12 protein-coding genes, 2 pseudogenes and 1 riboswitch are annotated in these 13010 nt (G+C 58.1%); of the genes and pseudogenes, 12 read left to right on the top strand and 2 right to left on the bottom strand.

Features of this window, described 5'->3' with window-relative positions; translation table 11 throughout:
• Window positions 1-62: 62 nt before the first annotated feature.
• From C6366_RS10850 to C6366_RS20270, 7 genes and pseudogenes are all read left to right on the top strand, one after another.
• The gene (locus tag C6366_RS10850; protein WP_107737865.1) at window positions 63-311 is read left to right on the top strand and encodes a FeoA family protein; all 249 of its coding nucleotides are present in this window, start codon (window positions 63-65) and stop codon (window positions 309-311) included.
• Window positions 312-348: 37 nt separating this feature from the next.
• Window positions 349-2241 (top strand): ferrous iron transporter B, encoded by a 1893-nt coding sequence (locus C6366_RS10845; RefSeq protein ID WP_233248466.1) that lies wholly within the window; start codon window positions 349-351, stop codon window positions 2239-2241.
• A gap of 251 nt (window positions 2242-2492) precedes the next feature.
• Window positions 2493-2966 carry a hypothetical protein gene (locus tag C6366_RS10840; protein ID WP_146164830.1) on the top strand — a complete coding sequence of 158 codons (474 nt, stop codon included), beginning with the start codon at window positions 2493-2495 and terminating at the stop codon, window positions 2964-2966.
• Window positions 2953-3690: pseudogene (gene istB, locus C6366_RS10835) on the top strand (IS21-like element helper ATPase IstB). The gene C6366_RS10840 and the pseudogene istB overlap by 14 nt, the downstream one beginning before the upstream one ends.
• A gap of 225 nt (window positions 3691-3915) precedes the next feature.
• Window positions 3916-4206 carry a hypothetical protein gene (locus C6366_RS19315; RefSeq protein WP_146164829.1) on the top strand — a complete coding sequence of 97 codons (291 nt, stop codon included), beginning with the start codon at window positions 3916-3918 and terminating at the stop codon, window positions 4204-4206.
• Window positions 4207-4220: 14 nt separating this feature from the next.
• Window positions 4221-4847 carry a hypothetical protein gene (locus C6366_RS10825; RefSeq protein ID WP_107737860.1) on the top strand — a complete coding sequence of 209 codons (627 nt, stop codon included), beginning with the start codon at window positions 4221-4223 and terminating at the stop codon, window positions 4845-4847.
• Window positions 4848-5338: 491 nt separating this feature from the next.
• Window positions 5339-6064: a hypothetical protein gene (locus C6366_RS20270; RefSeq protein ID WP_233248470.1), complete on the top strand. Its 726-nt coding sequence runs from the start codon at window positions 5339-5341 to the stop codon at window positions 6062-6064.
• A gap of 6 nt (window positions 6065-6070) precedes the next feature.
• On the opposite strand, the pseudogene C6366_RS20265 reads toward C6366_RS20270, so the two are convergent.
• Window positions 6071-6229 (bottom strand): annotated as a pseudogene (locus C6366_RS20265) (type II toxin-antitoxin system RelE/ParE family toxin); the annotation flags it as partial.
• The gene (locus tag C6366_RS10815; protein ID WP_107737856.1) at window positions 6195-6419 is read right to left on the bottom strand and encodes a DUF6290 family protein; all 225 of its coding nucleotides are present in this window, start codon (window positions 6417-6419) and stop codon (window positions 6195-6197) included. The pseudogene C6366_RS20265 and the gene C6366_RS10815, both read right to left, overlap by 35 nt.
• Window positions 6420-7036: 617 nt before the next feature.
• Window positions 7037-7224: riboswitch (cobalamin riboswitch) on the top strand.
• Between the two features lie 257 nt (window positions 7225-7481).
• Here C6366_RS10815 and C6366_RS10810 point away from each other — a divergent pair.
• The 5 genes from C6366_RS10810 to C6366_RS10790 are packed head-to-tail and all read left to right on the top strand — an operon-like array spanning window position 7482 to window position 12889.
• Complete coding sequence (locus C6366_RS10810) at window positions 7482-9500, top strand: TonB-dependent siderophore receptor (protein WP_107737854.1); 2019 nt, start codon at window positions 7482-7484, stop codon at window positions 9498-9500.
• Between the two features lie 2 nt (window positions 9501-9502).
• Window positions 9503-10222, top strand: coding sequence for a DUF2162 family putative transporter (locus tag C6366_RS10805; protein ID WP_107737852.1), 720 nt, complete (start codon window positions 9503-9505; stop codon window positions 10220-10222).
• Window positions 10219-10809: a MotA/TolQ/ExbB proton channel family protein gene (locus C6366_RS10800; RefSeq protein WP_107737851.1), complete on the top strand. Its 591-nt coding sequence runs from the start codon at window positions 10219-10221 to the stop codon at window positions 10807-10809. The genes C6366_RS10805 and C6366_RS10800 overlap by 4 nt, the downstream gene beginning before the upstream one ends.
• Window positions 10806-11150 carry a DUF2149 domain-containing protein gene (locus C6366_RS10795; protein ID WP_107737849.1) on the top strand — a complete coding sequence of 115 codons (345 nt, stop codon included), beginning with the start codon at window positions 10806-10808 and terminating at the stop codon, window positions 11148-11150. Before C6366_RS10800 ends, C6366_RS10795 begins: the two co-directional genes overlap by 4 nt.
• Window positions 11147-12889: a cobaltochelatase subunit CobN gene (locus C6366_RS10790; RefSeq protein ID WP_107737846.1), complete on the top strand. Its 1743-nt coding sequence runs from the start codon at window positions 11147-11149 to the stop codon at window positions 12887-12889. The genes C6366_RS10795 and C6366_RS10790 overlap by 4 nt, the downstream gene beginning before the upstream one ends.
• Window positions 12890-13010: the final 121 nt, after the last annotated feature.

The raw sequence follows: 13010 nt of genomic DNA, 5'->3' as shown, positions 1-13010 counted from the left end.
TGGCGGCGGTTTTCAGGGCGGGATAATTTTTCAACATGCATGGAAGGACAAGGTGACGTGTAATGTCGATAACGGCGACGGAAATAACGGCTCCGCTTTCAGAGATGCGGATCAAGGAATGCAGGATTCTGGTCGGGGTAATGAGAGAAGGGCTGGCGGTCAGGCTCGCGTCCATGGGACTCGCTCCGGGGGCCTGCGTAACCATGGTCAGAAACGGCGGGGCAACGGTGGTGGTCGCCGTGGACCGCACCTATCTGGCGCTTGATCAGCGGATCGTCGCGGATATTCTTGTCGGTCCGGTGGTACGGTAGAATGGGCGGCGTGCAGGGAGAAGCATCCGGGGAGGCGATGCCCGCCATGGCAGGCGGGGTGTGCGGGACAAGGATGCCTGGGGCAGGTCGGAAAACGGTGACCGTGGCCGTGGCGGGTCAGCCCAATTGCGGGAAATCCACGATCTTCAACGGGCTTACCGGTTCACGTCAGCATGTGGGCAACTGGCCCGGAAAAACCGTGGAGTGCCGGGAAGGGTTGGTGGAAACACCCGCGGCCGGTTTCCGGCTGGTTGATCTTCCAGGCATCTACAGTCTGAGCGCCAATTCGGCGGAAGAAGAGATTGCCGCCGAATTTCTGGCCACGGGAAACGTGGACGTGATCATCGCCGTGGTCAATGCCGCGTCGCTCAGAAGAACCATGTATCTCGTGGCCGAGATGGCGGCCCTGAAAAAGCCGATGGTCATCGCCCTGAACATGATGGACGTGGCAAAAGCCGAGGGCGTTGAGGTCGCACCCGACGAATTGGCTCGGGCCGTGAATTGTCCGGTGGTGCCGATGAGCGCGGCCCGGGGCGTGGGCGTTCAGGAACTGATTTGCGCCGTGGAACGCTCCTGGCAAAGCAGCGGGAACGGGGGCGGATCGCCTGGTGTTTCGGCTCCGGACTCAGTGACAAACCATGACGCCGCCGGGCCCGTGGACGACGGCTTGCCGCGCGGCGTTGCCGCCGTCGAGGCCAACTGCCGCTGGGTGAACCAGGTCTGCGCCGGGGCGGTGCGCGAAACCGGGGATGCGGCAGGAACCACGGCCAAATGGGACCGGGTCCTGCTGCATGCGGTGTGGGGCAGACTCCTGGCCTGGATCGGAGCCCCGGCCGCCGTGCTGCTCGGGCTGGCCCTCGGGGTGCTCACCGGCGGCAAAATTCTGCGCGCCGTCATGGACGCCGCACCGGGCATCAAGGCCGCGTATCCCGGAATGCTTGGCAGCCTTTTCGCGGACGGGATCATCATGGGCCTGGCTTGGAACATGGCCTTGGTCTGCTTCATCGCCTTCACCTACGGAATATTCTGCTTTCTGGAAGACGTGGGCTATCTGGCGCGGATGGCCTTTTTCTTCGACGGTTTGCTGCGCCGGTTCGGCATCACGGGAAAATCCGCCATTCCCATGATTCTCGGTCTGGTCTGCAACACGGTGGCCATGGCCGGAGCCCGCGTGGTGGATACGCGGCGCCAGCGTCTGATCACCGTGGCCATGCTGCCCTTTCTGCCGTGCGCCGGGCAGACATTCGTGGCCGTGATGTTCATCATGGCTTTTTTCCCGTTCAAGACCGGCATGGTGATGCTCCTGGCGCTCACCTGCATGACTCTGGCCCTGTCCGCGGCGGCGGGCCGACTGTTGCACGCCGCGCTGCCGCACAGTCCAGGAGACGGATTGATCATGGAACTGCCCCTGTATCACCGCCCCAACATCAAAACCATCCTCAGGGCGGTGTGGACGAGGATATCGCTGTTCGTGCGCCGCGTGTCCGGCCTGATCATGGCCGCCGTGATTCTGGTGTGGGCTGCTGGATATTTTCCCGACGGGAGCCTCGAGACCAGCTATATGTATCGCTTAGGTCAATGGCTGGAGCCCTTTGCCGGACTGATGGGCATGGACTGGCGGTTCATGGTCGCGCTGCTGAGTTCGTTCGTGGCCAAGGAAACCACAGCCGGAACCCTGGCCGTGCTTTTTTCGCTCGGCGCGGCGGACGGCCAGGCTGTTTCCTCGGCCATTGCCGGAGCCATCTCTCCTGCCGGAGCATTGGCCTTTGTCATTGCTTCCCACTTGTACGTACCCTGCCTGGCGACCATCGTCATGCTCCGCTCGGAAACCGGCTCCTGGCGCTGGACCGGGGTGCAATTGGCGATCATGTTCACCCTGGCCTTCACCATGGCCATGGCGACCTACCAGGTGGCCAAGCTGTTGCTGTAAGTCGCGCCGGGTGGAGGCGAGGGGAGGATGCATGTCCAGGTAATATTTGTAAACATCAGTTCAGGGCGTACGCTTGGTTTGTTGAAATGTACCTGACGGCATAAGCGGTGGCTAAGCGTTGTTGACATTCTTCTTAGATATTAACAAAGACAATCTTTATCAATGTTTATTTCCATCCATGTGCATCTGGTCAGGGTGGAGAAAATAGATTGGACGGTTTCTTGTTCATCCCAGCTTATGTGTTTGGCTGGATGAGAAGAAGTAAATGTGAATCGGCATGGGATAATGACCCACCTAACGCAGTAATCGGCATCGAAAACGGCCGCGACAAGACCGTCTACGATCCCTGGCACTACGTCCCTCTGCTTGATCGCAAGCCAGGGGCGCTACGCAACGGTGCTCCGTTCACGGCTTGGAAATTGCCCGAGGCCATCGAGCAGGTCCGCGAGGTCTTGCGACGTTACGACGACTGGGACCGCCAGTTCGCCGGGATTCTCACCGCCGTCCCCAGCCATGGCCTCGAGGTCGTCGCGGAAGCATGTCGGATAGCGCTGAGCCAGCGCACCGTGAGCAAGGACGCGGTTCTGAGCATCCTCAACCGCCGGCAGGACGACGAGCCTGCGCCGGTGGTCAGCATCCCCTCATGCTTGGAACTCGGATGCATGCCTGTTGCCGACTGCGGTCGTTACGACCGTCTCCTGCGGAGTGCACATGCTGCGCAATGACGTGTTGGGCATGCTCAAGGAACTAGGTCTGAACGGGGCTCACAGCGCCTATGACGAATTGCTTGAGCAAGGACGCAGAACCGGCTCGACGCCGGAGAAGATCCTGCTCGCGCTACTCCGGGCGGAGAAGGCCGAGCGTCACATGCGCAGCATCCGGTATCGGCTGGGGATCGCCAAGTTTCCCGTGATGAAGGACATGGAAGGCTTTGACTTCCCGTCATAGACGGTGAGCGAGGACAGGATCAGAACACTGTGTCAGGGTGGCTTCATGGAGGCGCGAACAAACGTCGTCTTCGTCGGCGGCACGGGCACCGGCAAGACGCACCTGAGCGTTGCCATCGGCATCCACTGCATCCGCGGCGGGGCGCGAGTGCGCTTCTTCAATCTGCTGGATCTGGTCAACAAGCTCGAACAGGAGAAGGCGGAGGGCAAGGCCGGGCGCCTGGCCGACACCCTCGCCCGTTTCGACCTGATCATCCTGGACGAACTCGGCTATCTGCCGTTCTCCCGGTCCAGCGGACAACTGCTCTTCCATCTGCTGTCAAAGCTCCACGAGCAGACGTCGGTAATGATCACCACCAACCTGAGCTTTGGCGAATGGTCGCAGGTCTTCGGGGACGCCAAGATGACGACGGCACTCTTGGACCGCGTCACTCATCACTGTGAGATCATCGAGACAGGAAACGAGAGCTGGAGACTGAGGCAAAGGACATCCGCCCAGTAAAGCTAATGCGGCCATCGCACAGCCATCTGGCAGGATGCTTACAGACACGCCCGGAGGGGGTCAAAATTGGACGCCGATGGTGGGTCATTTTTCGATGCTGTTTGACACCATAACCATCACGCACATCCTGCTGCCTTGTTGACGCCAATACCTTTCCGTCCCCCGTACACTCTGGGATCTGCGTCATTGCGATCTCTGGCCGTCCAACGGAACAGGCGAAGGGTTGTGAAATCTTTGCAACCAGCCGGGACACTGGCCTTCATGGCCGCCTCCTTGTACGTGCTCTGCCTGGCGACCATCGCCATGCTGCGCTCAGAAACCGGCTTCTGGCGCTGGACCGGGAGTGCAAATGGCGCTCATGTTTTTTCTGGCCTTTGCCCTAGCCTTGGCGCTAAAAATGCTAAAAATACATGGCATGGCTTTAAACATACATTGAAGAAGGATGCCTGGCCACCGCTTCCATGTGGTATGATTCGTGCTTTGGGAACGGGCATGCATATTTTTCCCACCACATGACATAGGAGCGCGAGATGTCGACGCAGATGATCGATTCAGCGGTATACGGCTATTCTTGGCAGCAGGCCGCCAACTTCGGCCAAGCTTCAGAGGCGTCCCAACAGACCCGGACGCAGACGCAGCAGTCCGGCGCAAGTTTCAGACAAACATCGCTCGCGTCTCAGGTTCGGGGGCAAATCGAGTCATTGCTGGCGGACATCCCGAGATCCATCGACAATAAGCTCACCTTCCAAGATGTGATTGACTACAAGTCAAGCCAGGAAAAGGAATGGTCCGAGCGCTTCAAGGCGGATATGGCCGCGTTTGAGGTGAACATGACGACCTCCCTCAGCCTGCGTCTTGATTCGTCCACGGGGTTGATCAAGGCCAATGAGAACCATCCGGACAAAGCGGTCGTGGATCAATACTTTATCGACAACCCAGACATGGCCGAGAAGTTCGCGAAGGACGTGCAGTTGAGCAAGCTGACCGGCATCGCGGAACGCAAGCTTTCCCCCATGGAACTCCGCCAAAGTCTGCATGCGCAGAACATGGCCGTCTGGTTCGAGTCCTCTCTGTCCAACTCGTTTCTGTTGCCCAGCGGCGGCATGGTCTTCGGTCAGGCCGGGACAGGCTACGCAGGTCTGGACCTGCGCGTGTAACGTTGCCCCTTCCCCGAGACCGCGGACCGCGAGCGGCGGGAGTTCCAGGGCCAGAGAAGGCTCGTGGTTTGCCCAAGTTGGGGAGATAAAGCCGTTATGGCCTTTCAATCCGGCTGATCCGCTTAATTCCGACCGGATCCCGTGCGGCACGGACAGATTAGAGCCGTGTTTCCGCCTGGACGTCACCATCATCATAACGCCTGATATAAATGCGACGGGCGGGGGAGAATATGTACATGTTCTCTCCCTTATTCCAGGTCAATACCGGACGCGCATGGAGCGAAGACATGAACCGAGGGGCGTGACAGAAGACCGTTGACATCCAAGATGGATATCAATATTGACAACCCCTATCAATTTCGGGCGGTCGCGCTTTTGTACATTATCATGACAGGGTGCCGCCTCCGGATTTCCATGTTTCGCCGTGTTAAGTTGCTGCCTTGGTAATCTTGTGAGGCTGGGCACGGCGACGAAATACCTCAAGGTCGTCGATGTCCTCAACCCAGTCTTGTTGCAGTGTTCCCTCCGACGCGGGCGATTCCATCGTGGATTTTTACCGGCGGCATTACCGCGAGTGGGGTGTGTTTGCTGAAACCGTGCCGACGCACAGCAGCCGCGGGGAGCGGTTGCGCATGGAATTGCCCCGGGGCAAGGGCAGCGGGTGGATGGAGATGGTCCAGATCGACCGCGGTCTGGGCGTTGGAATGTGCGACTATCTGCTCGAAGATCCCTTTGAAAGCAGCTATCACGATGTCTCGTTCAGGCTGGGCTTTCATGTGCTGTTGTCCGGAGGCTTCGAGTTCGCCGTTCCGGAGACGGGTGTCCGCGAAAACGTGCAAGGCCGGGAGCTGTGGCTGCGCAAGGGCAGGGTGGGGGAAATCCGGTACGTGCAGCCGGCCCGTTGCGTGATGCGCGGGTTTTCCATCGAACTGCCGCCGGCCATGGTTTACGCCTGGCTGGACGGGGCGCCCGGCGGAATGTGCAAGTGCCTGGAAGCGATGATCAGCGACCATCATCCGGTCCGCGGCGGGACCCCCCGTGCCTTTTCCCCCCTGGTTCGTTCGTTTCCCGGGACGTCTTCCATTGTCCAGACCGCATCCCGTCTGCTGGCGACCCCGCGGGACACCGTGTGCGACGAGCTGCGGTTCGAATCCCTGACCCTGGACCTGTATCCGGTAATCCCCGACGCGATAGCGCCAGAGACCGGCGAAACGTGAGCCTTTGAGCGGCTCTCCCGTGTTTCGGGGATCTTCCAGGTTCGAAATTCTCTCACGCATGAATCGCAGGATTCTTTTTTCCGCCTCTTTTCCCAAACGTGAAAGGTTCTTGGCGGCCTCCGGCGTGAATTCAATCTTCCAGGGCAAGGCGACGCTCCAGTTCATCTAAGGGAATCGCTTTTTCCCCGCTTGCCCGGAATTTTTCCAGCGCTGATTCGGCAAGATAAATATCCTCAATATCTTCAAGGTACCGCTTCAGGGCTTCACGCACGTAAAAACTTTTGGGCCTGTTGGTGGCATCGGCAAGATCGTTGAGCCGGGATTCAATTTCTTCCGGAAGTCGAACGGTGAGCATGCTCATCTCCTTTTGGTAATACATGTATTATCTGTAATACAAAGTCAATCCTGTTCGCGCCGCTTGGAGGTACCATGTTGGGCTCGCGAGCGAGCACTCACCGCCTTTTCAAAATCCCACGTAACTACTCAGCACATTTTGTGTCCGCTCTTACTCCAGCAATCGCGATCGGGGTCGGTATCGGAATAGGAATAATTCTGAACGCATCCCAGCGTTTTCAATCCCGATTCCGACTCCGACCCCGGCAACGGCATTACTCTGTGCTGAGTAGTTATACTGCTTTTGGTTGAATATTTATATTTGTTGGCGTTCCAAGAGGGCCATCGCTGTTTTTGGGCTCGCGTTGCATCATTTTATGCCGCCCTTTCAGGGCTATTATTGTTGGGGGGCGTTTTACCCAGGGCGTTGCCCTGGGCTACGGTAGTTCGCCCTTTCAGGGCTTGCCTGAAGCCCCAACGGGGCGACATATTATAGCCCAGGGCAACGCCCTGGGTAGATGAAGTTAAAACAAAAATAGCCCTGTAAGGGCGGCATAAAGGCGTCATCAGAATTTTTTTTTATTGTTTCACCCTAAACCAGTATACCTTTCCTCTTGATATTGAACTGCTCATTTGGTACTTGCCCTGTCTGTTTCAGATGCTCTTAACCGAGCTTAATAGGGAACCCGGTGTAAATCCGGGACGGGCCCGCCGCTGTGACCGGGGACGAATTTTGCGAATATGCCACTGACCTCATCAAGGTTGGGAAGGCGCAAAAGGAGGTTGATCCGGGAGTCAGAAGACCTGTCTGCAAACTTATATAGAGCCTGCCCCCGTGGACAAGGGGCGGATCGCTCATCGTTATATTCGTGGGAAAAACAGGGAATCCCCGGATCAATTTTCATTGGTCCGGGGATTTTTTTTGCCCGGACCTGATCCGGCGTCTGTCGCCCGGGCAGCGCCGAAAAGGAGGACGGGATATGGTCGGAAGCGAAGGAATTCTCTGTAAACTCACCCTGCTTGCGGTAACGGCCTGGAATGCCTTTCAGTTTGGCATGCGCCATTGTCTCAGGGAGGAACGGTCATGATAAAACGGCTGTGTCTCCCCCTTTTACTCACCATTTTTCCTGCTGTGTCGGCCTTAGCCGGAGAAGAATCCGTAACCTTGGAGCAAGTGGTGGTCACCGCCACCCGCGGCGAGGAGAAGATAACGACAATCCCGGCCAAGGTGGAGGTTATCGATAGCCGGGAGATTGAACGAACCTCCGGTGAAACCCTCACGGAACAACTGAAAAAGAACAGTTCCATCGGGGTCGTTGAATATCCAGGCGCCCTTGCCGGGATCGGGATCCGTGGTTTCCGGCCGGAGTTCAGCGGCATTACCAAGCATTCCCTGGTGCTGATCAACGGCAGACCGGCCGGGGCCACCAACCTCGCCACCATTCCGGTCGATAATATTGAACGGATCGAGGTGCTCAAAGGCCCGGCCTCTTCGCTCTACGGCGGTGAGGCCATGGGTGGGGTGGTCAACATCATCACCAAAAAAAGCAGCGACGAGCTCGCCGGGATGGCCGAGATCGGGTTCGGCTCCTTTCAGAGCAACAGCCAGAAGGCGGCTATGGGCGGGGCTGTCGGCAACGGTTTTGATTTTGACCTCTCCGCCCGGCGTTTTGAGCAGGCCGATGATTTCAAGATGGGTAATGGCGAGACCAGGGCCAACACCAGCTATAAAACGCAAAACGGCGGCCTGCGCATCGGCAAAGCCTTTTATGACACGTGGCGCTTTGATCTCAGCGGTGATCTCTACCAGGGCCGCGACATTGAGACCCCTGGCGACATCTTTCACGGTGATCTGAAGTCAGGGCATAAGGATATAGACCGATACGGCCTGGATTTTATCGTGGCCGGCAATCTCAATAAAGACAACCGGCTCTCCTTTACCGCCTACCGGACCAATGAAACCTCGGAAAATTACCAGCATTACACAGGCGGGGCGCCTGTCCGGGTTGAGCCGTTTCGCGGTTATGATTCGCAAACCGACTGGCTCGGTTTTCAGCTTAAGAATGAGTATTCCTGGCAAGGCCATCGTTTCATCATCGGCGCTGATTACCAGGATATCACCGTGGAGAGCCGCGGTTATAATCAGGACGGTTCCAGAAAGGCTCCCTGGTCCCCGAACGAGGGCCGGGAAAACTGGGCGGGCTATCTGGAAACCATCTGGAAACTCATGGATGAGCGGCTCACCGCAAGCCTGGGCGGCCGTTACGATACGTTTACGGTGGAAACCAAAACGACCCCATACAAAACCGACTTCACTCCGAACTCGGAGGACTTTTCCACCGTCAGTCCGCGGGCCGGGCTGAACTATCTATTTGACGGCGGCGTAAGGCTGCACTCCACCCTGGGCCAGGGCTTCGTTCCGCCTTCCGCGGCCCAGTTGGCGGGCTATGCGGAGACCGTGGTCGGTGGGATCACCATGGTGACCCGGGGCAACCCGGATCTTGATCCGGAATCCTCCCTCACCTTCGATCTCGGCGTTGGCTATGTGCGGCCCCAGTGGGGCTTGAACCTGGATCTCACCTATTTTCATACCGATGTTGACGACAGGATCAGCAGCGTCACAACCGGCACCACCACGACCTACCAAAACAGTCTGGGCGCGAAGATGGAGGGGATCGAAACCATTCTTTCCTTCGACATCGGCGCCCCCCTGGCTTGGGAACGCTCCCTGGAATTCTTCATCAACGCCACCCACATGCTCAAGGCCAGGGAGGAACAAACCGACGGCACCATGCGGGATATTCATAATGTGGCCCGGCATACGATAAACTACGGGGTGCGGTACGAGGACGGGATGTTCGACGCCAAGCTGCATTTTCGCAATCAGGGCCGGATGAAGGATACCGACTGGAACGCTGCCGGCTATCCGGAGGTGGAATATCCATCTTTTACCGTGGCGGATCTGGTGGTCGGCATCACCTTCTTTTCTCAACACCGGCTCACCTTGCGGGCGGATAATCTCTTTAACAAGGATTATTACGAGAAAAAAGGCTATCCCAAGCCCGGACGTGCCTTTTATGCCTCCTATCGCTACGAGTTTTAGCCATGGAGGTCAAATCACTCATCCTCGGTCTTGTTTTTACCATGGGCGTCTTTGCCTTCAAGGCCGGGGCCGGGCTGGGGCACGGCCTGCGCCGGCAGGCCGGTCTCCGGCGCAACCTGTTGGTGGTCGGTGGTTTTTACGGCGGCTACCTGCTGCTCTTTGCCCTGGCCTGGCTGATGGTGGCTCACTTTGATTTTCTGGCCCACCTGCAAATGGTCATGACCCTTGCCGCGGGCGGCATGCTCCTCCATTTTCTGCTCGCCGCCCTGCTGCTGCTCTGGGGCGTGGTGCTGCTGCAAAAACAAAGCGACCAGCCAGCAGCAGCCAGCCGAGGCTGGCTGCTGCTGGCCCTGCCCTGTCCGGTCTGCTTTGCGGTGATCCTTTTTACCATGGCCTTTCTCCACAATCTCCTGCCCGGCAATCCCTGGCTCATGGCCTGGCTTGCCGGCGGTTTTGTACTGGTCAGCCTGGGCAGCGGGCTGCTCTTCTTCCTCCTGAACCAGAAGGTCGGCGGCCATGGGCTGGGCCTGGTCATGGTGCTGGCCGCCCTCTACTTCCTGCTAACCATTGCCATCGTGCCCCAGTTCGGCGACCTGGAACGGATCTACCGGATCAGTAGCAACATGGTTGTGCTTGCCGACTCCCGTCTGCTCCTGCTGCTGGCCGCCATGGCCCTGGCCTTTGGCTTTGGTTTAATCCAATCACTACGGAGATATATATGAACATCGTCGCCCTGCTGGCATCGTTTATCTATCTTGTCTCCTCGTCGCTGCTGTTGCCGGTGCTGCTGCTGCTCAGCCTCATTACGGTCTGGCTGCTGACCTACAGCGGCCAGTTCTTCGGCCTGTGGCTGGCTCGCAGGCGGCTGTCCACCCCTGCCAACGCCATCGAATCATTGACGGCCCTGCACTTTAACGGCTTTTCCGCCCCGGTTCGTGCTTTTGGCCAGGCATTTGATCAAGTGCGGCAGACGCCCGGGGCGGAGATCGCGGTTCTCAACCTGCTGCGTGACACCGAGCACGGAATGTGGCGCTCGCTGGACCGGCTCAAGATGCTGATCCGCATCGGGCCGGGACTGGGTCTGATGGGTACCCTTATTCCTCTGGGTACCGGTCTGGCGGCCCTGGGCCAAGGCGATCTGACCCGTTTGTCCGGGGATCTGGTCATCGCCTTTACCACCACGGTGGTGGGCATGGCCCTGGGGCTGCTCAGCTATTTCTTCTTCACCATCCAGCGCCGCTGGGTGGAAGAGGATGTAAAAAATATGGAACTGCTCTGCGAAGTGGCCATGCGGGAGGAACGATCATGAAATATCTTCAGCGCCACCAGAAGCGAGGCGCCGGTCTGTCCGACAACGACCCCATGGCCGGGGTGGCCAATCTCTTTGACCTGGGTCTGGTCTTTATCGTCGGGCTGCTGCTGGCCATCTTTGGCGCCTATCGTCTGGAAGATCTGCTGCAACAGGACTCACAGGTCACCATTACCAAACAGTCGGCCAGCGGTGAGATCGAGATTATCATCAAGGACGGTAAAAAAATCGAGGCCATGATGGTGAGCTCGGAGCAGGCCAAGGGGCGCGGCCAGCGCCTGGGCACCGCCTACCGGCTCGAAGACGGTTCCATGATCTATGTGCCGGAGGGAAATCCATGATGATGAAAAAACTCCTTATTATCTGTATACTCCTTTTGCTTCCGGCCAGCGCCCCGGCCCATGAAATTGCCTTGCTGGTCATCGACAATAACTCCTACCTCAGCAATCTGGCCGTGGACGGGATGGCGGCGGAGCTGAAAGAGCGGATCAAGGTCGTCTCCGCCGGCGAGCTGGAACCGGGTGGCGAGCCTTTACGCAAGGAGATCGAGGCGGCCCGGGTGATTGTCGTCGATGTCATGGGTCGGGATCTGGAGGATTATCTCACCGCCGAAATCGATCTTTCTGGCAAGACCATCTATGCCCTGCGCGGCTCTTACGATGACGTGGCCTTAAAGAAGAAGGGTTTTCTTTTTGATAACGAGGTGGCTGATTACTTCCGTCACCTGAGCCGGGAAAATATCGAGAACATGCTGCGCCTGGTGATCCATCGCCATTTCGACCCGGCGGTCTCCTTCGCGCCGCTACAGCCCCGGTTGGGGCTTGGCCTCCATCATCCCGAGGCTCCGGATCTTTTTTCGGATGTGGCCTCGTTTCTCAAGTGGCAGGCGGCGCGACCAGGCCATGATCCCCAAAAGCCGCGCCTGGGCCTGCTTTTTTATTCCTCATATTTGACTCCCGGCCAGCAGGAGCCTCTTGATTATCTGATCAAACGATTGGAGGAGGCGGGTTTCAACGTGCTGCCCTGTTTCGGCAACGACCAGCAGGCCATCGAGTCCTTTCTGCTCGATGACAAGGGCAAGGCGCGGGTGGATATCCTGCTCGCCTTTTCCCTCAAATTTTATTCCGCTCTCACCCCTAAACTGGCCGAGGATCTGCGCAAACTCGATGTGCCGATCATCTCGGCCATCAGCCTTTATAAGGACACGGTGGAGGAGTGGCGGCAAAGCCCGGTGGGGATCGGACCACGGGAGGTGGCCTGGACCATGGCCAGCCCGGAGATTTCCGGGTTGATCGAGCCCTCGGTGCTCATGGCCAAGGAAAAGGTGGTGGACCGGACCAGCGGCAAGACCTGGTATGTTAACCAACCGGTCACCGAGAATATCGAACGGCTGATCCCCCGGCTCAAGGGCTGGATCAACCTGCAAGGCAAGGCCAACCGCGACAAGAAAATCGCCATCCTCTTTTATAATCACCACCAGGGCAAGCAGAATGTCGGGGCCAGTTATCTCAATATCTTTGCCTCGCTGGAAGAGATTTTCAAGGGGCTTGCCGGGGCGGGCTATACCACCGGCCAGCCGCCCGGTGAGCAAGAGATCAAGAGGCTGATCCTGAACGGCGCCCGCAACGTGGGCACCTGGGCGCCGGGTGAACTGGATGCCATGGTGGCGGCGGGCGATCTGGTGCTGCTTGATCCGGCGGAGTATGAAAAATGGTTTGCCGAACTGCCGCAAGCCTTCCGCGACGCCGTGATCGACCAGTGGGGCAAACCGGGTGATTTTCAGATGATGATGCACCAGGGCAAGATCGTCATCCCCATGGTGCGGCGGGGCAATATGGTCATGATGCCGGAACCGGCCCGGGGCTGGGGCGACGACCCGATGAAGCTCTACCACGACACCACCCTTTATCCCCACCATCAGTACATCGCCGCCTACCTCTGGCTGCAAAAAAAGTTCGGGGCCGACGCCATGATCCATCTCGGCACCCATGCCACCTATGAGTGGACACCGGGCAAGCAGGCCGGGCTGTCGCCGTCGTGCCCGCCCGAGGTGCTGATCACCGATATCCCCAACCACTAGTGTCCCAACGTTTAATCAAAGAAACTCAACTGGTTAGTGTTTGACCGAACTTCGTTTTCGTAGCTGTAATTTCCAACTATCTGTAATAATGGATTTCGTTCAAAGATGTTCACGCTTAAAA

It is taken from the genome of Desulfonatronum sp. SC1 (assembly GCF_003046795.1).
In the GTDB taxonomy this organism is placed as follows: Bacteria; Desulfobacterota; Desulfovibrionia; order Desulfovibrionales; family Desulfonatronaceae; genus Desulfonatronum.
Note: the sequence above shows the minus strand (reverse complement) of the source record. Positions and strands in the feature narration are given on the sequence as shown.